Origin of the sequence: Methylobacterium sp. BE186, assembly GCF_031457035.1 — a bacterium.
GTDB lineage: Bacteria > Pseudomonadota > Alphaproteobacteria > Rhizobiales > Beijerinckiaceae > Methylobacterium > Methylobacterium segetis.
This window is the reverse complement of sequence record NZ_JAVDVV010000029.1, coordinates 27,001-46,334: the sequence shown is the minus strand read 5'-3', so window position 1 is coordinate 46,334 and position 19,334 is coordinate 27,001. Positions and strand designations below refer to the sequence as shown.

At 66.5% G+C, this 19,334-nt stretch carries 26 protein-coding genes; 12 read left to right on the top strand and 14 right to left on the bottom strand.

Features of this window, described 5'->3' with window-relative positions; genetic code table 11:
- Positions 1-93 precede the first annotated feature (93 nt).
- From J2X36_RS22620 to J2X36_RS22595, 6 genes are all read right to left on the bottom strand, one after another.
- Positions 94-477: a VanZ family protein gene (locus J2X36_RS22620; RefSeq protein ID WP_310354025.1), complete on the bottom strand. Its 384-nt coding sequence runs from the start codon at positions 475-477 to the stop codon at positions 94-96.
- A 149-nt stretch (positions 478-626) separates the two neighbouring features.
- Positions 627-878, bottom strand: coding sequence for a hypothetical protein (locus tag J2X36_RS22615; RefSeq protein ID WP_310354022.1), 252 nt, complete (start codon positions 876-878; stop codon positions 627-629).
- Positions 875-1,105, bottom strand: coding sequence for a hypothetical protein (locus tag J2X36_RS22610; RefSeq protein ID WP_310354020.1), 231 nt, complete (start codon positions 1,103-1,105; stop codon positions 875-877). The genes J2X36_RS22615 and J2X36_RS22610 overlap by 4 nt, the downstream gene beginning before the upstream one ends.
- On the bottom strand, positions 1,102-1,710 hold the full coding sequence (locus tag J2X36_RS22605; RefSeq protein ID WP_310354018.1) for a hypothetical protein: 609 nt from the start codon (positions 1,708-1,710) through the stop codon (positions 1,102-1,104). The genes J2X36_RS22610 and J2X36_RS22605 overlap by 4 nt, the downstream gene beginning before the upstream one ends.
- Entirely contained in the window at positions 1,707-2,135 is a 429-nt protein-coding gene (locus J2X36_RS22600; protein WP_310354016.1) for a DUF5681 domain-containing protein, read from the bottom strand. The genes J2X36_RS22605 and J2X36_RS22600 overlap by 4 nt, the downstream gene beginning before the upstream one ends.
- 68 nt (positions 2,136-2,203) lie before the next feature.
- Positions 2,204-2,770, bottom strand: coding sequence for a hypothetical protein (locus tag J2X36_RS22595; protein WP_310354014.1), 567 nt, complete (start codon positions 2,768-2,770; stop codon positions 2,204-2,206).
- 160 nt (positions 2,771-2,930) lie between these two features.
- On the opposite strand from J2X36_RS22595, the gene J2X36_RS22590 reads away from it, so the two are divergent.
- The 4 genes from J2X36_RS22590 (at position 2,931) to J2X36_RS22575 (ending at position 4,347) form a co-directional block, all read left to right on the top strand.
- The gene (locus J2X36_RS22590) at positions 2,931-3,284 is read left to right on the top strand and encodes a DUF6522 family protein (protein ID WP_310354097.1); all 354 of its coding nucleotides are present in this window, start codon (positions 2,931-2,933) and stop codon (positions 3,282-3,284) included.
- Positions 3,285-3,308: 24 nt separating this feature from the next.
- Positions 3,309-3,533, top strand: a complete 225-nt coding sequence (locus J2X36_RS22585) for a hypothetical protein (RefSeq protein ID WP_310354011.1) — start codon at positions 3,309-3,311, stop codon at positions 3,531-3,533.
- Positions 3,534-3,572: 39 nt separating this feature from the next.
- Positions 3,573-3,815: a DUF6522 family protein gene (locus J2X36_RS22580; protein WP_310354009.1), complete on the top strand. Its 243-nt coding sequence runs from the start codon at positions 3,573-3,575 to the stop codon at positions 3,813-3,815.
- A gap of 259 nt (positions 3,816-4,074) precedes the next feature.
- Positions 4,075-4,347 carry a hypothetical protein gene (locus tag J2X36_RS22575; protein WP_310354006.1) on the top strand — a complete coding sequence of 91 codons (273 nt, stop codon included), beginning with the start codon at positions 4,075-4,077 and terminating at the stop codon, positions 4,345-4,347.
- Positions 4,348-4,614: 267 nt separating this feature from the next.
- Here the strand turns inward: J2X36_RS22575 and J2X36_RS22570 are convergent, their stop codons facing one another.
- The 6 genes from J2X36_RS22570 to J2X36_RS22545 form a co-directional block, all read right to left on the bottom strand.
- The gene (locus J2X36_RS22570; RefSeq protein ID WP_310354003.1) at positions 4,615-5,928 is read right to left on the bottom strand and encodes a helicase RepA family protein; all 1,314 of its coding nucleotides are present in this window, start codon (positions 5,926-5,928) and stop codon (positions 4,615-4,617) included.
- Positions 5,925-6,215, bottom strand: coding sequence for a hypothetical protein (locus J2X36_RS22565; RefSeq protein WP_310354001.1), 291 nt, complete (start codon positions 6,213-6,215; stop codon positions 5,925-5,927). The genes J2X36_RS22570 and J2X36_RS22565 overlap by 4 nt, the downstream gene beginning before the upstream one ends.
- On the bottom strand, positions 6,212-6,445 hold the full coding sequence (locus tag J2X36_RS22560) for a transcriptional coactivator p15/PC4 family protein (protein ID WP_310354000.1): 234 nt from the start codon (positions 6,443-6,445) through the stop codon (positions 6,212-6,214). Before J2X36_RS22560 ends, J2X36_RS22565 begins: the two co-directional genes overlap by 4 nt.
- Positions 6,446-6,692: 247 nt before the next feature.
- Positions 6,693-6,908, bottom strand: a complete 216-nt coding sequence (locus J2X36_RS22555; protein WP_310353998.1) for a helix-turn-helix domain-containing protein — start codon at positions 6,906-6,908, stop codon at positions 6,693-6,695.
- A 100-nt stretch (positions 6,909-7,008) separates the two neighbouring features.
- Positions 7,009-7,860, bottom strand: a complete 852-nt coding sequence (locus J2X36_RS22550; protein WP_310353996.1) for a hypothetical protein — start codon at positions 7,858-7,860, stop codon at positions 7,009-7,011.
- Positions 7,861-7,959: 99 nt separating this feature from the next.
- Positions 7,960-9,183 (bottom strand): phage integrase central domain-containing protein, encoded by a 1,224-nt coding sequence (locus J2X36_RS22545; RefSeq protein ID WP_310353995.1) that lies wholly within the window; start codon positions 9,181-9,183, stop codon positions 7,960-7,962.
- Positions 9,184-9,494: 311 nt separating this feature from the next.
- Between J2X36_RS22545 and ispH the strand changes: the two genes are divergently transcribed.
- The 3 genes from ispH to rnhA all read left to right on the top strand — a co-directional run bounded on the left by ispH (position 9,495) and on the right by rnhA (position 12,039).
- Positions 9,495-10,505, top strand: coding sequence for a 4-hydroxy-3-methylbut-2-enyl diphosphate reductase (ispH, locus tag J2X36_RS22540; protein ID WP_132249764.1), 1,011 nt, complete (start codon positions 9,495-9,497; stop codon positions 10,503-10,505).
- Positions 10,506-10,618: 113 nt separating this feature from the next.
- On the top strand, positions 10,619-11,584 hold the full coding sequence (gene thrB / locus J2X36_RS22535; protein ID WP_310353991.1) for a homoserine kinase: 966 nt from the start codon (positions 10,619-10,621) through the stop codon (positions 11,582-11,584).
- On the top strand, positions 11,581-12,039 hold the full coding sequence (gene rnhA / locus J2X36_RS22530; RefSeq protein ID WP_132249760.1) for a ribonuclease HI: 459 nt from the start codon (positions 11,581-11,583) through the stop codon (positions 12,037-12,039). Before thrB ends, rnhA begins: the two co-directional genes overlap by 4 nt.
- Before the next feature lie 64 nt (positions 12,040-12,103).
- On the opposite strand, the gene J2X36_RS22525 is transcribed toward rnhA, so the two are convergent.
- Positions 12,104-12,586, bottom strand: a complete 483-nt coding sequence (locus J2X36_RS22525; RefSeq protein WP_132249758.1) for a peroxiredoxin — start codon at positions 12,584-12,586, stop codon at positions 12,104-12,106.
- A 183-nt stretch (positions 12,587-12,769) separates the two neighbouring features.
- On the opposite strand from J2X36_RS22525, the gene J2X36_RS22520 reads away from it, so the two are divergent.
- Together J2X36_RS22520 and J2X36_RS22515 are read left to right on the top strand one after the other, a co-directional pair.
- Positions 12,770-13,372, top strand: a complete 603-nt coding sequence (locus tag J2X36_RS22520; RefSeq protein WP_132249756.1) for a YqgE/AlgH family protein — start codon at positions 12,770-12,772, stop codon at positions 13,370-13,372.
- Positions 13,373-13,394: 22 nt separating this feature from the next.
- Positions 13,395-13,811: a GNAT family acetyltransferase gene (locus tag J2X36_RS22515; protein ID WP_310353984.1), complete on the top strand. Its 417-nt coding sequence runs from the start codon at positions 13,395-13,397 to the stop codon at positions 13,809-13,811.
- 3 nt (positions 13,812-13,814) lie between these two features.
- On the opposite strand, the gene J2X36_RS22510 is transcribed toward J2X36_RS22515, so the two are convergent.
- Positions 13,815-14,816 carry a hypothetical protein gene (locus tag J2X36_RS22510; protein WP_310353982.1) on the bottom strand — a complete coding sequence of 334 codons (1,002 nt, stop codon included), beginning with the start codon at positions 14,814-14,816 and terminating at the stop codon, positions 13,815-13,817.
- Positions 14,817-15,221: 405 nt separating this feature from the next.
- Between J2X36_RS22510 and dnaK the strand changes: the two genes are divergently transcribed.
- From dnaK to J2X36_RS22495, 3 genes are all read left to right on the top strand, one after another.
- Positions 15,222-17,135 carry a molecular chaperone DnaK gene (gene dnaK / locus J2X36_RS22505; RefSeq protein WP_310353979.1) on the top strand — a complete coding sequence of 638 codons (1,914 nt, stop codon included), beginning with the start codon at positions 15,222-15,224 and terminating at the stop codon, positions 17,133-17,135.
- 126 nt (positions 17,136-17,261) lie between these two features.
- Positions 17,262-18,407: a molecular chaperone DnaJ gene (gene dnaJ / locus J2X36_RS22500; protein ID WP_132249748.1), complete on the top strand. Its 1,146-nt coding sequence runs from the start codon at positions 17,262-17,264 to the stop codon at positions 18,405-18,407.
- Between the two features lie 172 nt (positions 18,408-18,579).
- Complete coding sequence (locus J2X36_RS22495; protein WP_132249746.1) at positions 18,580-19,215, top strand: class I SAM-dependent methyltransferase; 636 nt, start codon at positions 18,580-18,582, stop codon at positions 19,213-19,215.
- The last annotated feature ends 119 nt before the right edge of the window (positions 19,216-19,334 follow it).

The following is a 19,334-nucleotide window of genomic DNA, read 5'->3' as shown; positions in this document are numbered from 1 at the left end:
TTAATCCGCAGGGTGATCGGAAATGGATGCTAAACTGTTAATGCTGCTCGGAGTTTAGATCCTATTCGGCGCACCGCATCGGATCTGGCGCACTCAGCGGCTTGAGCGCATCACCCAACTAACGAAAGCCTCAATAGCAACACGGCCGATCAGAACGCCGGCCACGGCACCTGCGCTGCTCGCCGCGAAGTCGATGAACTGTGAGGTCCGGCCCGGAACCCAGAGCTGACCTACCTCTAGGACGGCCGCCAGGACAACGAACCCGGCCGCCATCCGCCAGCGCTGCGGCTCCTGATAGGCGACGGCGAAGATGGCTGCTGCGCCGCAGTAGGCGACGGTGTGCTCAATCTGGCCCGCTAGACCCGTCCGCATCTCCCACTCCCTTGGGATCCAGGACAGCCAGACCAGCAGACCGACACACAGCCAGCCGGCTATGCGGAGCATTCTGAGACAAGAGGCGACGGTTTTCAGCGACATGGCCGCCTCGTAGCAGCCTCGGTGCCAGGACGCCCTCCAGGGCCCGCGTTTGGTCATCATGCGAGCCGGCGGAGGCTTTTGTTCCAAGAGGTGGTCTCGGGCTTCCGGGACGCGCAGCCGGGGAACGTCTGAAAACCCAGTGGAACGGTTCAATGCAGGTGCCCGTCCGTTGGCGTGTAGCGCGCCGTCCACTCCTCGACCGTGAGCGGCGGCTGCATCAGCCAGAGCACCTTGCCCTTCACGGATGCCCGGCCGTCCGCCACCCACTGGCGCCAGTTCATCAGGGCGTCGCGGGCGTCCTCGTCCCCCACAGGGTAGTTCGCGATGATCTTGATGGGCTGCCCGATGTGACGCGCCGCCTCGATCTTCTCCAAGCGCTTCGACAGGTTGGCGATGGTCATGCGGTCGGCCTCCGGTAGGCGGGCGGATCGACAATGCGGCGTGAGATGACGAACTGACCGGGCCCGTACTGCCCAGCGGCCTCAAGCGCGGCGAGCTGCTGTGCCTCGTCCTCGTCACTCTCCGCGAGGATTGTCAGGCAGGGGCCGAAGCCGAGGTGGCCGAATTCATTCTCCGGCTTCTGCCGCTCCTCAATCTTCCGCAGACGGGTCTCAAGGTTGCGGTTCATGCGAACAGCGCCTCCCCAGGCAGGTAGCGAGCGAGCCATGCGGCCTGCCGAGCGGCGTGCTGCTCGTAGGCCGTCCGCGGGTGGGTCTCGCCGGACTGGCAGGTCGCGCAGGTGCACCACTTCGATGGTTCGCGCCCATTGGTGTGGGCGTAGTGGACCTCCGGCCGCGGGTTCTCCTCGATACAGAGGAGACGCAGATCCTGCTCCAGGTTGCGGCTCTCGCGGCGAAGGGACCGGATGTAGAAGTCCGTCTCGTCCAGGTCGGACACGTCCTCGCCGACCTCGATGGCGGTGGCGCGCTCGCGGTCTACGGCCTCGGCCCGGAAGGCTGCGACCAGCAAGGCAAGCTCCCGGTCGGTGATTTTCGGTTCGCGCCCGCGGCCTCCGTCGAACAGCACACGGCGGGAGGCGGGCAGTGGCTCGGGATCCGGCCAGAGGAGGGCCACGGCGCTCTCGCCATGGCGGATCGTGCCGGCGCGCTGGCGCAGGGCAATCTCGCCCTCGGCCTCCTCAAGGGTCCGGCCCCAAGCGATGAAGATGGATGTGCCCGGCGGGCGCTTGGCCTCCACCTTCTCAAGGCGACGGGACAGGCTGAGGATCGTCATTGCTGGTTCGCCTCAATCCGGAGAAGTCGCTGGTGAAGGTCGGCGGCCTCGATGGCGCGGACATGGGCGTCCACGGCCTTGCCGATGTCCGATGCTTCGGCGGGCGTGAGGTCGCCCGCGGCTACGGCCTGCAGCAGGGCGCTGGTGGCGCGGGGCAGGTCCGCCGTCGTCTCGATAGGCGGTAGCTCGAAGCTGACAGTGCGGTCCTTCCGGGCCGGCAGCAGGCGGTCCATGCAGAGGCGCAACGCAGCACCGTCACCATCCTTGGCGAGCTCGATGGCCTTCCGTGTGATCTGCTCGCCCTCGCCGTCCAGAAGCTGCTCTAGTGCCAACGTCGCGCGGTTGCGGGCGCCCTTTGGACGGCCAGCTGGATTGCCGGTCTGGCCCTTCTCAAATTGCTTTCCTGGTCCCCTCATCGTCTGCATTTCCCGTTTTGTGGCTGTAAATTACACCCAGGGAACAGCCATGTCCCACAGGCCCGTGACAGTGCAGGTCATGCGGCACCTCTCTGTGGATCCAGATCAACGGCTCCCTCGCCGAGATTGATGAAAGCGTAAGGAGTTCCGGGAGCCTGCCGGACGCGAAAACCAAGAGCGTAGGCTGCCACGAGGAACATGCCGTTCGGCACATTGCCGCCCGTGACCCGCTCGGCCACAGACATCCAAGAATGACTGGTCCGCTCGCGGTTGATAGCAGTCTGCGCAAAGGGGCTCGCAAAGCTGAGAAAGCGCGCAGCGCGCTCGAATGCCGCCACTAGCCCGCGTCCAGTCATGCCGTCTCGCTCGCGTTCAAGCTGGTGCGGCTCCCAGTTCCAGCCGTACGAGGGATCGTGCCCGATGCCGGCCGGGTGCAGATCGGGGAAGTCCTGCCGAACAGTAGCGATGGCCTCCACAGCATTGTCGCGGCCTGCTCCCCAGATCGCTGCAGTGTGAATGGCCTGGATCGGCTGGCGTAGAACCTTGGCGCGAAGCTCCGTCAGGTTCTCTGTGAGTGCGGGTGGCGTTTGCTTGGCGCGGGTCAATAACCGTTCCTTTTCAGGCGTGCTGATGAAGGGCAGCAAAATTCGCTAGCACATGCCGGTGGTCGATGGGTGCTAAGCGGTGCAGGACCGCGGCGGATCGGAGCAGGGCGTCAGGTTTGCGCTCGGCACGGTGCATCTCGTCCACGCCGTCGTTAGCTTCATTCGAGATCACGGCCGTGCGGGCCCTGTCTGGGGCGCAATGGTCACGAGACTTCTCTGTCTGTGCTACACTCAGTCTCAGCCCGCTCCTCCTGCCGAGCTGATGGAGGGCGGCCCAATGCGCTTCGAGCGCGACACACGCGGCGAGTGGATCGCAGATCCAGACGAGCTTGCGGCCAAGCTCGGCATCACATTGCGGCTGCTGCGAGACGAGATGAACCTCGGTCTCGTGCACACTCGGGTTGAGACAGGGCACGGCCGGAACGAAGGGCGATCTCGCGTTACGGTTCGATGTCGTGAGACAGCTTGGCGGGGCGTGTTCGACGAACAAGGGCGCCTGATCAACGAGTGTCGCTTTTCGGCGGATCAACCGCCGGATGGCATGACCTGGTAGGCCGGAGTTCCGAGGAGCCTGCTCATGACGGTGGAAGTCAGCCGTACGAAGCTCGCGCAGACTGCCCTTGATGCCTACATCTCTGCCGAGGGTGCAGAGCGGCGCTTGGCGGACAGTGTGTTCTCCTGCGAGATCGTTGATTTGATTACCGATCTGCTCCTGCTGGCGCATCAGCGAGGGTGTGATCCAGCCTCTGTCGTTCGTAAGGCCGAGAGGCACGTGCTGGCCGAGACTGCGCAGCAAGCGTGACAGTTGGTATCTGCCGCCGGTCCCGTGGAGGGCCAAGGCATGCACTTCGAGAAAGACACACACGGGGACTGGGTGATTGACCCGGAGCAGCTTGCTTCGAGGCTGGGGATCAATCCTGGGCACCTCCGCCACGAAATGCGCCTTGGGCTTGTCAGCAGTCGCATCGAGGCCGGGAGAGACAGCGACGAGGGCTGTTGGCGCGTGACGGTTCGGACACGGAAAGCGGCTTGGCAGGGCATCTTTGATGATGCGGGCTGCCTCGTCAGCGAACGCCGCCTGTGACCCGAGGGCACATCGGTCACGACGTTCCACTGTGAGCTTGAGACGGTTTGTCGCCACCACATGCCGGCGGTCGCTAGAGGCGAGACGGCGCAGGGCCTCGGTGGCATCCGCGAGGCTGGAGAGACCGGCGGCCGTCCGTTCCATGTCCAAAGCGGCGCGCGGCTCAGCACCAGAAGCAGAGCTTAGGTGCACCTTTGTGAATGACGGCAGCCCTCCAGAAGCCGAAACACCCCAGCCAAGTTCAAAGGGGGCGCACCCTATGACTGCAGACCGTGCGGAGCCGGACGAATTTTGGCTGTCGGTGGCTGCTCTTGTCAGGTCCAAGGTCGAGCCAGCGCTCGGCAAGGATGGATGGGTTCGCGAGCCGGTGATCGAGTACCTGCGGGATTTGGAAGTCGTGGCACGGCAGGAATGCACCAGTCGTGAGGTGGTGCAGGTGATTGCCTTGGGGCGCCACCTCCTTGGCGACGACGCAGAGGTCGGTAAGGACATGGCGCGGATCGTTGAAATGGCTTTGGCTAAAGTAGCGTAGATCGCCCCCGTGCTCCGGAGCCGGGCCAGCCGCTCGCCGGGTTCAAGGTTCGGGGCCCACGGGCCGAACTGGTCGGCAGAGGAGATCACGCCTGTGCCTCCTCGTCCGTGATGACGGTCAGTCCGCAGGCTCCACGGTCCACGGTTCGCGAAGCCACCACGATTTCCACCACCACACCCCACACCCCATACGGAGTGTGGTGGTGGTGGTGGCGGTCCACGGTTTCCACGGTTCGCCACAGTCCGAGTGTGGAAGTGTGGAAGGGCATCAGGCGAGTTCCCCGACCACGATCATGGTCTGATCCCGGCCCGTCCGCGTGTTGTGCCGGGTCTCGGTTCCGAGGCTGCCGTTCTTCTTCCACATGCTCAGCAGCTTTGAGAGCCGCTTACGCTCGGTGGGCTCGCTCGCATCGAGGCCAAGCACCTGCGCGATGGCTTTGCCGGCCCAGTTGTTCGCGCGAACGTCGTCGGCCCATTGGCCGCTCGCAATGATGTCTTGCACTCTGCGGAGGTCGCCCGGCTGGATTACGTCGGACAGACCCGGAAGCGTCCACGGGGTCACCACGCCGACGAAATCGCCGGGCGCCTCCGGGGTCTCGTTTCCGAGCGACACGCTGACGAGTTGATGCCACGCTGCGCCCTCGGCCGGCGGCTGCATGTTCGCCTTGCCGTCATCGACGCGGAAATACTGGCGCCGCTTCTCGGCCTCGATGCCGGCCTGTGCTGCCTCCTCGGGCGACATACCGTTGAGGACGCGAGCTGACCGGACAGCACCGATCAGGGCCGAGCCGCCGCGGGCATCTTCCACGGTGTAGGCCGTTTGCCCGGCCCCAGCCTTGCGAACATGGTGGACGAGCTCCACGCCGCAGTTCCCGGCCTCGGCCACCCCGCCCCACGCCTTCGCGACCGCATCCACGGCGCTGTTGTCGTTCTCGGGCACGTCGTGACACGAGACGAAGGGGTCGATGATGAGTTGGTCGATCCGGCGCTCGCGGATCTCGTGCACCAAATCATCCACGACAGGCCGCGCGATCACCGTGGCGTCGCGCTGCCGAGCCGCGACCTTGATGGGCGTGTCGCGCCCGCTGTCAATGAACAGCCGGCCATTGAGCTCTCGTGGCTTGATCCCGTAATGCAGGCAGATCGCTGCGAGACGGCGCTCGATTTCGTCCCGCGGGTCCTCGCCATTCCAGACCCAGACGCGCAGGGGCTCAGGCACTCGGATGCCGAGAAGCGGACGCCCGGTCGCCATTGCCACGGCCTCGCACAGCAACAGGCTCGTCTTGCCGAAGCCGCCGGGGGAAGTTGTGAGGGTGACATACCGGCGGATGAAATGGCGTCCGTAGATCCAGCGGCGCGGCGGGATCTGGCGCGGGTCGCGCAACACGAAGGGCGTTGCGCAGATGCGTTCCCGCTCTTCCTGTCCACGGTCGAAGCCGGCCAGCTCGGCATCCTCTGTGGGGGCGAAGGGCCGCCACGCGAAAGGATGCACGTTGGCAGGGTCCCGACCGCCGTCGTGCTCGGTCTCCATGCTGTGCAGATCGGACAGGTGCCCGCCAAAGCGGCCGGGTTCTGCTCTCATGCGGACACCTTTTCAGGGTTGCGGGCCTGCTGGCGCTCTCGCTCTCGGATAGCCTCGGCCTTGATCTGCACGAGGAGCCCGAGGGCCGTATCGACCTCAGCGGCGAGGCACTTCATGGAGCGCGTCAGGCCGAAGTCATCGCCCAAGTCCAAGCTGTTGAGGGCGATGGTCGCGCGGGTGCTGATCTGCCAGAGGAGATCGGCGAGGCACTCGCGCGTCATCTCGGGGGAGCCGTGGGGGATGTCCTCCACGGCCTGGAAGCGGCTGCTGGTGAGGGGGGCGTTCATCGGCCACTCCCCTCACGCTCGATGGCCTGCAAGCCCGCAATCAACTCGCGCAGTCGCAGTCGGGAAATGCAGACACCATTTCGCGTTGGGACCGGTTCGCCGCCTTTGTGGCGCACGGGCGCAAACGCCCTGATGTCCACGAACGCGGCGCCGCGGTACTCTGCGAGGCGAACTCGGATCTCCTCCGAGTTGCCCTTGCGGATGCTGCAGTAGGTTCGGGGCTCGGTCATACGCGCGCCTCCCCGTAGGCGAGACCTGCAAGCAGGCGAGCGCGATCGGCACTGATGCCGAGGCGGTAGACGAGCCAGCGGATGCGGCGTTCGGTGGTGATGTCGATGTCGAGCATGTGGCACCTTCTGTTGAGGTGCCGGCCGAGAAAGCGGTGGCGCGCAACGCGCGAATGCACTAGATAAGGCGGTGCTGAAGTGCCTACCTAATGATCCGCCGCCGGTTCCCGCTTGGGGCCGGCGGTTTCGTTTAGGCGGCAACTTTCTGACGCTGCGGCAAGGCTGCGAGCCAGGCCGCGAGATCATCGCGCAGGATGAGGGTACGACGGCCAGCTTTGCGCGCCTTCAGGCGGCCCGCGTTGATCTCCTCGAAGACAGTTGAGCGGCCGATGCCGGCGGCACGGGCAGCTTCGATGACGCCGAGTGCGAGGGGAGCGTCGGGCTCGGATGTGTTGTGCTGAGGCACTGCATTTCTCCGCCGAACCGAGCGGACTTGCTCGGATGCGAAGCAGCTTGATGGAAAGCACAATGCCTGTCGGTCAGAATGGGCAGTAAAGGGTCAGAAATTAGTTTCTGACCTGAGTTTCTTTGAACTCCTTCAACCACTTAGCCAGCTTTGGCCTTACGTTGGAGATGGCAGGCTCCCGGCCATACCGCTGTAAACAATGCTGCATTATTCGGCGCTCAAGAGCGGCTTGATCAGGCAAGTCAGGATCATCAGCGGACGGCAAGCCATGGTGCTCAAGTGTCTTGCGGACAAATTCCTGAACGTCTGGCCAATCGTATGTTGGCTTGCGCCCGAGCCTTGTGGAACCCACTCTCGTGTTAATTTCAGAGCCTGAAACGGGTTGATCAGTGGCAGCTTCTCGGCGTGTTAACTCGGTCGAGATAGGAGTTTTGACTGCCGCATTTGCCGCGCTATCATCCAGAATTTCTTTCGAAGAGGCGGCAGTCTTTACAAACCGCTTAGCCAAGTCGGCTTCGCGCATGAATACGATAGTTCGGACAATCCCAAGGTTAAGAACTCGATCTGGCCAAACCGCGCCTGCGATGTTGATCATGCCATCGCCGAAAGGAAGTATGCCCGCTTCTGTGCCCCAGAACTCACGATCAACAGTAACAGAATGTCCCTCCGCCAGCACATAAGCTGTCAGGTAACCGGCATGCAAAGCTTTCCTTACTTCGTCTTCAGCGCTAAGATAGGATAGATAGCGCTCGAAGAAGCCCTTTCGTTCTGCTCCAGAAAATTGATCGATCTTAAATTCCAAACCTTGAGCATACATTGAACGACCTAGACGGTTCCATAGTTGAACCTCTTCGTTCGGTATGCCATGCCAAATCTCTGCATTGGACCATTCTGCAACCTGAAGCACGCCTCGCTCCAGCCCAATATGATCTGCCGGAATAAATCGGCTCATCGCTCCTCCGCATTGGAGCTTCCGCAATGAGGATGGCGCGGCAGGCCCGGTGCGGTCCGGGCTCTTCGGCGGCCAAACCTAGCCGCGCCAACAGGGAAACTAGGCCGACTGCTGACGCAGGGCGACCACGTTGGTCCGGATGTCCACGGGTCTGCCCTTTCCAATGAAGGCAGCCCAAGCCGCCATCATCTTGCGGCGGCGTTCCAGTGCATCACCGCGTCGATAGGCACGCTCCGTCTCGTCGCCCACCACGTGCGCCAACGCAGTCTCGGCAATCTCGCGCGGAAACGCCGTGCGCTCGCCTGCCCAGTCACGGAACGACGAGCGGAAGCCGTGGACCGTCACGTCCACCTTCATCCGCCGCAACATCATCTCCATCGCCATCACTGACAGCGGTCGGTCGCGCTTGTAGCCAGGGAAGACGTACTCGCTCGTGCGGATCGCCTCGGCACGATCCAAAATCGCTAGCGTGCGCTCTGTCAGCGGCACACGGTGTTCAAGGCCGCCCTTCATCCGTTCGGGTGGGAGGGTCCAAGTCTTCGTCTTGCGATCAATCTCGCTCCAGCGAGCACCCAGCACCTCACCGGAGCGGGAGGCATTCAGGAGGCAGAACTCCAGAGCCATCGCGGCGACCGCCTCACGCTCGCGCAGATCCGCGATGAAAGCCGGCACATCCTCGAACGGCATAGCGGCATGGTGCCCGCGCGTGAGCTTGCGGCGAGCCGGCAACAGCTTGTCGAGGTGCCCGCGCCAGCGGGCTGGGTTTTCACCCGTCCTCAGATCTTTGGCTTTGGCAGCGTCGAGGATGCGTTCGATGCGACCGCGCAGTCGCGATGCGGTCTCGTTCTTCGTCTGCCATATTGGGGTGAGCACACGAAGCACGTCGTCCGTGCCGATCGCCTCGACCGGGATGCTCCGCAGCGGCGCAGCATAGGTGTTGAGGGTCGAGGTCCACTGCGCCTTGTGCTTATCGTTGCGGAAGCCGCTCTTCAGGCTTTCCACTACCTCGTCAGCAAAGGCGCCGAAGGTGACAGCGCCCTCTCGCTCCTCCTTGGCAGTGCGCCTCACTTCGATTGGGTTTTGCCCAGCGCTCAGGGTGCGGCGTGCTGCCGCAGCCTTCTCCCGCGCGTCAGCTAACGAGACAGTGGCGAGGCCGCCGAGCCCCATCTCCTTCAACTTGCCCTGCCAGCGGAACAGGAAGAGCCACCGCTTGGCACCGCTGGCATCTACGACGAGGTAGAGGCCTTCCCCGTCCGAGTGACGCCCTGGCTTGCTTAGGGTAGCGACGGAGCGTGCACTCAGCTTCTTCACCGTTCGCGCCATCGGCTAGGCCCACCCCAACTTTTACCCCAACATTCGGCGTGGATCGTAGCAAACAACTGCGGACCTCGGAAGCTGCCGCAACTCGGATATCCCAATGATAACAATGGGCAGGCGGACGATCACAGACGTCAGCAGCCGATAATTTGGCGGACGCTCCCTCCGCCAGTCATCCACGCCGACGCCACGGCGCTCTCCCGTGCCTCACGGGTCAACAAAGCCGCCAAATGTGATATGGGACGCCCCTGCCTCGGCGGTTTCGACCGGCCGCACGGTTGACAGGGCAGCCCCCACCTCGCCACATCCGCTGGATCATGAGCGCCGACAACACGAATCTCTCCGCCTCGGACGCGGCCGCCGCCACGGGGGCCAAGCCGCCCCTCGAGATCCTCCTCGCAGCCCCCCGCGGCTTCTGCGCCGGCGTGGTGCGCGCGATCGACGTGGTCGAGCGTGCGCTCGCCATCTACGGGCCGCCGGTCTACGTCCGGCACGAGATCGTCCACAACAAGTACGTGGTCGAGAGCCTGAAGCGGAAGGGCGCGGTCTTCGTCCGCGAACTCGACGAGGTTCCGGACGGGAACGCCCCGGTGATCTTCTCCGCGCACGGCGTCGCCAAGACGGTGCCGGCCAACGCCGATGCCCGCGGCCTGACGACCATCGACGCGACCTGCCCGCTGGTGACGAAGGTCCACCGCGAGGCCGAGATCCACCACAAGCGCGGGCGCCACGTGCTGCTCGTCGGCCATTCGGGTCATCCGGAGGTCGTGGGCACGATGGGCCAGCTGCCCAAGGGGTCGATCACCCTCGTCGAGGACCTCGAACAGATCGCTGCCCTGACCCCGGACAATCCGAACAACCTCGCCTGGGTGACGCAGACGACGCTCTCGGTGGACGATACCCGCCACATCGTCGAGGCCCTGAAGGCGAAGTTTCCGAACATCACCGGGCCGCACAAGGACGACATCTGCTACGCGACGACGAACCGCCAGGAATCGGTGAAGCAGATCGCGCCGCTCGTCGACGCGCTGATTGTTGTCGGTTCCTCGAACTCCTCGAATTCGCAGCGCCTGCGCGAGGTCGCCGAGCGGGTCGGCTGCCCCATCACCCGTCTCGTCCTGCGCGCCGAGGAGATCGACTGGCCGGCCTTCACGAACGTGCGCAAGCTCGGCCTCACCGCGGGTGCCTCGGCACCGGAGGTGCTGGTGGAGGAGATCATCGACGCCTTCGCCGCCCGCTACGAGGTGACGGTCGACACGGTCTCGACGGTGGTCGAGGACATGTCCTTCCCGCTGCCGCGCGAGTTGCGCAGCGAGGCCGCGGAGTAGGGAAGCAGCCCGCTCCGACCGATCCGAGGATTTCGGCAGGGGCGCCCGCGGGGCGCCCCTTTGCCGTGTTCCCGGCCCGCGTCTGAAAACCAGAGACATCCCGAGCGCGACACGTGGCCGTCTACACCGAGGTCTCCGACGAGGCGCTGACCGCCTTCCTCTCCGCCTACGACATCGGCGGCCTGCTCTCCTACAAGGGCATCGCCGAGGGGGTGGAGAACACCAATTTCTTCCTGCACACGACGCAGGGCTCCTACATCCTCACCCTCTACGAGAAGCGGGTCCGCGAGGCGGACCTGCCCTTCTTCCTCAACCTGATGGAGCATCTGGCCGCGCGCGGCCTCGCCTGCCCGCAGCCGGTCCGCAACCGTGCCGGCACGGCCCTCGGGCGCCTGTGCGGGCGGCCCGCCGTCATCGTCAGCTTCCTCGAAGGCGTCTCGGTCAAGCATCCGGGCGCGGATCATTGCCGGGCCCTCGGCGGCGCGCTGGCGCGCCTCCACGCGGCGGGCGCCGATTTCGGCATGCGGCGGGAGAACAGCCTCTCGGTCGGCGCGTGGCGCCCACTCTTCGCACAGGCCGAGGCCCAGGCCGACACGGTCTCGCCGGGCTTGGCCGAGCGCACGCGGGAGGATCTCGCGGTGCTGGAGGCCGGCTGGCCCCGCGGCCTGCCCGGCGGCGTCGTCCACGCCGATCTCTTCACCGACAACGTGTTCTTCATCGGCGACGACCTGTCCGGCCTGATCGACTTCTACTTCGCCTGCACGGACGCCTTCGCCTACGACCTCGCCATCTGCCTGAATGCGTGGTGCTTCGAGGCCGACGGCACCTTCCACCGGGACATGGCCGCCGCGCTCATCGCCGGTTACGAGGCGGTGCGGCGGCTGGAGCCGGCCGAGGTCGAGGCGCTGCCGATCCTCGCCCGGGGGGCGGCCCTGCGCTTCATGCTCACCCGTCTCGTCGACTGGCTCAACGTGCCCGCGGGCGCGCTGGTCCAGCCGAAGGACCCGCGCGAGTATGATCGGCGCCTGACCTTCCACCGCAGCGCGAGCCATGCCCGCGACTACGGTTGGGCACCGTGAGCGCATCCCCCGGCAGGCGGGTCACGATCTATACGGATGGGGCCTGCTCCGGAAATCCGGGGCCCGGCGGTTGGGGCGCGATCCTGATCTACGGCGACACGGAGCGCGAGCTCTCGGGCGGCGAGGCCCACACCACCAACAACCGCATGGAGATCCTCGCCGCGATCGAGGCGCTGGAGGTGCTCAAGCGCCCCTGCCGCGTCGACCTGTTTACGGATTCCCAGTATCTGCGCCAGGGCATCACCGAGTGGATCCACGGCTGGAAGGCGCGGGGCTGGCGCACCGCCGACAGGAAGCCCGTGAAGAACGAGGATCTGTGGCGCCGCATCGACGCTGCCCGCGAGCGCCACGATGTCCAGTGGCACTGGGTCAAGGGTCACGCCGCCGACCCGCTGAACAACCGGGTCGACGCCCTCGCGGTGGCGGCGATGGCGCCGTTCAAGGTGGGGGCATGAGCCCGGGAGCGCGGCTCCCGAGCCGGAAGAGGGCCTTGACGGTTTGTCGTCCGGACGCTCGCCGTCAGATCACCTTCAGCAGCGCCTCGGCGCCGGACGCCTCGGCCTTCGAGGGCGATTCCTCGATGTTGAGGACGCGCACGACGCCGTCCTCGATCAGGGCCGCGTAGCGCTTCGAGCGGGTGCCGAGGCCGAAACCGGTCCCGTCCATGTCGAGGCCGGTGGCCTTGGCGAAATCGGCGTTGCCGTCCGCCAGGAACTCGATGCCCTCGGCGCCGGAGGCCTTCGCCCAGGCGTCGAGCACGAACACGTCGTTGACGGCGGTGACGGCGACGGCGTCGATGCCGCGGGCCTTGATCTCGGAGAGGTTCTGCACGAAGCCCGGCAGGTGGTTGCGGTGGCAGCTCGGCGTGAAGGCGCCCGGCACGCCGACGAGCACCACGCGGCGGCCCTTGAACACGTCGTCCGTGGTCTTGGCCTGCGGACCGTCCGGGCCGTTCACGCGGAAGGTCGCCTGGGGCAGGTGATCGCCAACCTGAATCGTCATCCGCTGTTCTCCTCGATCGGGTCGTCGGGGCCGCGCATCCGCCGGCTCGGCCGGGTTCGGGGTGCCGCCCGTCTAGCGTGGCGGTCTCCCCCTGTCGAGGCGATCCGCACCGGACCGCACGATGGCATCAGCTCGGGCGCTTTGTCCGCTGGACAACGGGGTGAGGGGGCGTAGCATAGGGCCATGCACACTCCCCGGCACGGTGGCAGCGCGTATCTCGACGGTCAGTTCCTGGTTGCCATGCCGGGACTGGCGGACAGCCGCTTCGCCCGCTCCGTCATCTACGTCTGCGCCCATTCCGCGGACGGCGCGATGGGCATCATCGTCAACAAGCCGGTGAGCGACCTGAGCATGCCGGACCTGCTGGTGCAGCTCGACGTGGCACCCGCCGCCGACGCGATCCGCCTGCGCGAGCGGGTCGGGCACATGCCGGTGCTGATGGGCGGCCCCGTCGAGGGCAAGCGCGGCTTCGTCCTCCACACGGACGATTTCCATATCGACCAGTCGACGCTGATGATCGACGACGGCATCTGCCTCACCGCCACGGTCGAGATCCTGCGCGCCATCGCAAACGGCGACGGCCCGGCGAGCGCGGTGCTGGCGCTCGGCTATGCCGGCTGGCAGGCCGGCCAGCTCGAGAGCGAGATCATGGCGAATGGCTGGCTCAACTGCCCGGCCGATCCAGAGCTGATCTTCCACCCCACTCTCGAGACCAAGTACGAGCGGGCTTTGCGCAGCAACGGCATCGATCCCGCGATGCTCTCCCTGAGCGCCGGCCGGGCCTGAGACGGCGCCCGTGATCCGGCCGATGCGCGATGCCGACGCCGAGGCGGTCATCGGCCTATGGCATGCGGCCGGCGTGTCCCGGCCCTGGAACGATCCGCGCAAGGATCTCGCCTTGGCCCGCCGCGGCGCCCATGCGGCCGTGCTCGTCGCCGAGGCCGAGGGCCGGATCCTGGCGACCTGCATGGTCGGCGAGGACGGCCACCGGGGCTGGGTTTACTACGTCGCCGTCGATCCAGGCTGCCGGGGCCAGGGCTACGGCCGCGCCATCATGGCCGCGGCGGAACGCTGGCTCGTGGCCCGCGGCGTCTGGAAGATGCAGCTGCTCGTGCGGGCCGACAATGCCGCGGTGCAGGACTTCTACGCCCATCTCGGCTTCGGCGAGTCCCGCACCGTCTGCCTGCAGAAATGGATCGGCGAGGAGGAGCCCGGTTCCGACTGAGCCCTATTCCGCCACCGATTGCGGCGCGCCGCCGGCATCCGGGTTCATGCCGTCGACGACGGGCTTGCGCCGCGGGCGCGGCGCCACGGCGGCGGTCGGGGCGGCGCTGTTCGCGCCGAGGCGGGCGGCGAGGGCCAGCGCGCGGGCTTCCGAGAAGCGCAGGTGGCAGAAGCCGTGCGAGCCTTCGCGGGCGTAGGTCCGGCAGACCTGCTCGCGGTCCGAGGAGAAGGCCGCCTGCTCGGTCACGATCGGGCGCACGTCCTCGCGGCGGGCGCGCTGCGTCATCACCTTGTAGTTCTCGCGCACGGCCTTGTCGGCCACGCCGCGGCCGGTGTCGAACTCGGCCGAACGGGGGATCAGGCCCGCCGCGCCCGGCCCCCACAGGCCGGCCGGCGTCGTCGCGCAATCGGCCGCGGAGAAGGTGCAGACCGGATTCCCGCCGAGCGGGGTGACGAGCACGCTGCCCTCCAGCACCTCGAAGCGCAGGGGGCACTCGGCCGCCGCGGCTTCGAACCGGGCCACGCCCTCGGGCTTGCCCGCCGAGGTCAGGGTGACCGGCTGGCCGCCCGAGAGCGGGACCGAGCAGGATTCCGTCGGCTGCGAGACCTTGGTGCCCGGCAGCGTGAGGCGCGCCGTCATGTTGGCGCCCGCCCGCTCCATCTTGAGGGTCCCGTTCAGGCCGTTCAGCAGGAGGTCCTGTCCGACCACGTTGTCGTCGGCGGGCGCCTTCAGCACGACCGGGCGCGTCGGCGCGGGCGCGGCAGGCTTCTGCGCCTCGGCATTTGGATCGACCGGGGCTCCCGGCACGCCCGGCGCCCCGGGCGGCACCGCGCCGGGCTGGGCCGGCGGGGCGTTCGGCACCCCGCGCGGCGGCACCGGCGGGCGCGCGGCGCGTCCGATCCCGAACAGCTCCTCGAAGAAGTTCTGCGCAGCCGCCTCCTCGGCGAGGGCAGAGAGGCTCGCGAGCGCGAGGAGGGGAGCGAGGAGAACGCGGGTCGGACGCATCGGGTCTTTCGGGCCTGGGACTTGCAATGAACACCGCCCCGCCGGCATCGGGCGGCAGGTCCGTCTCGTCAAGATCAAGTCTAGCACGCGATCGATGGCGCGGGCGTGGCAGCGGCGCAACAAAATCTGGGCCCCACGGGTGGCGACGGTACCGCACGGCCCGCAGCTTAACCCAACATCGGCAAGGACATAGCTGAGTTCGCAGCGATCGTCGGACTTTGCCTTGCGAGCCCGCTTTGACCTTCTTATATCCGGCGAGGCGCGGGATTAAGCGCCGGATCCGGCCGTCTCCGGCCGGTCGTCCGGCCCTCGTCCCCACCTCACAATTCCATTCCACACCGCCATGGGCCGAGCTGCTTCGGGGCTCGGCGGTCTGCTTGATCAGAACAACAGAGGGATCCCACCATGGGTAAAGTCATCGGCATCGACTTGGGCACCACCAATTCCTGCGTGGCCGTCATGGAAGGCACGCAACCCAAGGTCATCGAGAATGCGGAAGGCGCCCGCACCACCCCTTCCATCGTCGCCTTCACCGACGATGGGGAGCGCCTCGTCGGCCAGCCCGCCAAGCGGCAGGCCGTGACCAATCCGGAGCGAACCTTCTTCGCCATCAAGCGCCTCATCGGCCGTACCTACGACGATCCGATGACGCAGAAGGACAAGGGCCTCGTGCCCTACAAGATCGTCAAGGGCGACAACGGCGACGCCTGGGTCGAGGCAGACGGCAAGAAGTACTCGCCCTCGCAGATCTCCGCCTTCACCCTGCAGAAGATGAAGGAGACGGCCGAGTCGTACCTGGGCCAGCCCGTCACGCAGGCGGTCATCACGGTCCCGGCCTACTTCAACGACGCCCAGCGCCAGGCCACCAAGGATGCCGGCAAGATCGCCGGCCTTGAGGTGCTGCGCATCATCAACGAGCCGACCGCCGCGGCGCTCGCCTACGGCCTCGACAAGAAGAAGACCGGCACGATCGCGGTCTACGACCTCGGCGGCGGCACCTTCGACGTCTCGATCCTCGAGATCGGCGACGGCGTGTTCGAGGTGAAGTCGACGAATGGTGACACCTTCCTCGGCGGCGAGGATTTCGATAACCGCGTGGTCGAGTACCTGACGAGCGAGTTCAAGCGCGAGCAGGGCATCGACCTGACGAAGGACAAGCTCGCCCTCCAGCGCCTCAAGGAGGCCGCCGAGAAGGCCAAGATCGAGCTCTCCTCCGCGACGCAGACCGAGATCAACCTGCCCTACATCACGGCCGACGCCACCGGGCCGAAGCACCTCGCGCTGAAGCTCTCGCGCGCCAAGTTCGAGAGCCTCGTGGACGACCTCGTGCAGCGCACGATCGAGCCCTGCCGCAAGGCGCTCAAGGATGCCGGCGTCTCGGCCAACGAGATCGACGAGGTCGTGCTCGTCGGCGGTCAGACCCGCATGCCGAAGGTACAGGAGGTGGTGAAGGCCTTCTTCGGGAAGGAGCCCCACAAGGGCGTCAACCCGGACGAGGTCGTGGCGATCGGCGCGGCCGTCCAGGCCGGCGTGCTCCAGGGCGACGTCAAGGACGTGCTGCTCCTCGACGTCACCCCGCTCTCGCTCGGCATCGAGACGCTGGGCGGCGTGTTCACGCGGCTCATCGACCGCAACACCACGATCCCGACGAAGAAGTCCCAGGTCTTCTCGACGGCCGAGGACAATCAGAACGCGGTCACCATCCGGGTCTTCCAGGGTGAGCGCGAGATGGCGGCCGACAACAAGCTGCTCGGCCAGTTCGATCTCGTCGGTATCCCGCCCGCACCCCGCGGCATGCCGCAGATCGAGGTGACCTTCGATATCGACGCCAACGGCATCGTCAACGTGACGGCCAAGGACAAGGCGACGAACAAGGAGCACCAGATCCGCATCCAGGCCTCGGGCGGCCTCTCCGACGCGGATATCGACCGGATGGTCAAGGACGCCGAGGCGAATGCCGAGGCCGACAAGAAGCGTCGCGAGCTCGTCGAGGTGAGGAACCAGGGCGAGAGCCTGATCCACTCCACCGAGAAGTCGGTGAAGGATTTCGGCGACAAGGTCTCGGAGGCCGATCGGGGCGCCATCGACACCGCGATCACGGCGCTTCGCACCGCGCTCGAGGGTGAGGATGTCGAGACCATCAAGGCCCGCACCACCGACCTGATGCAGGCCTCGATGAAGCTCGGCGAGGCGATGTACGCCGCGAGCCAGGCCGGCGGTCCCGAGGGGGGGCCGGAGGCCGGCGCCGAGAAGAAGGACGACGTCATCGACGCCGACTTCCAGGAAGTCGACGACAAGGACCAGAAGAAGCGCGCCTGATGCGCGCGTGCACGGGACCGGAGCGATCCGGTCCCGTAATCTTCGTCAACATTTGATTCGGTGACGGCGAGGTCCCCGGGCGGAAGGCTCGGGGATCGGCTTATGAAGGACCTTGGGGCCTCACGTATGTCGAAGCGGGATTACTACGAGATTCTGGGCGTCTCGAAGACCGCCAGCGACGGCGAGATGAAGGTGGCTTTCCGCAAGCTCGCCATGACCTTTCACCCGGACCGAAACCCGGGCGACAAGGAAGCCGAGATCAAGTTCAAGGAGATCAACGAGGCCTATCAGTGCCTGTCCGACGGCCAGAAGCGCGCGGCCTACGATCGGTTCGGCCACGCCGCCTTCAGCCAGGGCGGGGGCGGCCCCGGGTTCGGCAACGAGTTCGGCGACTTCATGTCGGACATCTTCGAGAACTTCTTCGGGGATGGCCGGGGCGGCGCGCGCGGGCGCAGCGGCCAGCCCGGGCGCGAGCGCGGCGCGGACCTGCGCTACAACCTGGAGATCTCGCTGGAGGAAGCCTTCACCGGCAAGACCGAGACCATCAAGATCCCGACCACCGTGACCTGCGATGTCTGCGCGGGCTCCGGCGCCAAGGCCGGCTCGAAGCCGCGCCCCTGCCCGACCTGCGCGGGCTACGGCCGGGTCCGGGCGGCGCAGGGGTTCTTCGCCATCGAGCGAACCTGCCCGAACTGCCATGGGCGCGGCGAGGTGATCGATGATCCCTGCCCGAACTGTTCGGGCGCGGGCCGTGTCAGCCGCGAGCGCACCCTCTCGATCAACGTGCCGGCGGGCGTCGACGACGGCCTGCGGATCCGGCTCGCCGGCGAGGGCGAGAGCGGCATGCGCGGCGGCCCGGCCGGCGACCTTTATGTCTTCCTGTCGATCAGGCCGCACGAGTTCTTCCAGCGCGACGGGGCGGACCTGTTCTGCCGCGTCCCGATCTCGATGGTGACCGCGGCCCTGTCCGGCGAGATCACAGTTCCCGTGATCGACGGTTCGCAGACGCAGGTGCGCATCCCGGCGGGCACGCAGACGGCCAAGCAGTTCCGCATCAAGGCCAAGGGCATGCCGGTCCTGCGCTCGCGGGACGTCGGCGATCTCTATATCCAGGTCTTCGTCGAGACCCCGCAGAACCTGACCAAGCGCCAGCGCGAACTCCTGCAGGAATTCGACCAGACCGCCTCCGACGAGAACCACCCCGAGAGCGCCGGATTCTTCTCGAAGGTTCGGGACTTCCTGGGCGGCCTCAGCGGCGCGGCCCGGCAGTGAGAGCAGCCGGGATCCAATCCAGCCACGGCCCGGTTATGGACTTTGCAGCGGGGTGCGTCCGGCACTCCGCCGGGCGGCCGCCTGTGCGCCATGCGCACGGCGCGGCTTGACTGCGGTCGGGCTTTCGTCGTCTAGCCTGTTCACACGCCTGCCAATTCGAGGGACTTCGGTCTTGCCGCCGTTACGTCGTTCCAGGGCGAAAGCCATGGTTGCAACCGGTGTGGTGCGCGAGCGGCGCGATCCGCTGGAGGACGAGGCGCGATTCCTGCGCTCGTGGTTCGAGCGGCCCCTCGTGACGGGCGCCGTGACGCCCTCCGGTAAGATGCTGGCCCGCACCATGGCCTCCTACGTCGATCCGCGGATCGACGGACCGGTCGTGGAACTCGGTCCGGGGACCGGGCCGGTCACCGAGGCCCTGATCCGGCGGGGCATCGCGCCGGAGCGCCTCGTCCTCGTTGAATTCAACCCCGGCTTCTGTGAACTGCTCCGGCGCCGCTTCCCCGGCGTCAGCGTGATCCAGGGTGACGCCTATAACATCCGTCAGACGGTGGGCGGCATCCTGCAGAGGCCCGCTGCCGCCACGATCTCGAGCCTGCCGCTCTTCACGAAGCCCCTGGAGCAGCGCCTCGACCTCCTGAACTGCGCCCATGATCTGATGCAGCCCGGAGCGCCGTTCGTGCAATTCACCTACGCCGTCGTGCCGCCGATCCCGGCCCGCTGCGAGGCGGGAAGCTACACGGCGAGCCGCTCGAACCGGGTCTGGCTCAACCTGCCGCCCGCCCGCGTGTGGGTCTATCGCCGGCCCTGAGGGGCGCGACGTCACGAATTGCAACGAAGTGTTGCGATCTCCGTCAGTGGGCATTCAGGCCGAAGTGCCTAGTTCTGCACCAACCGGCATCAACGCCGGCCCACCGGAAGCAGGAGATC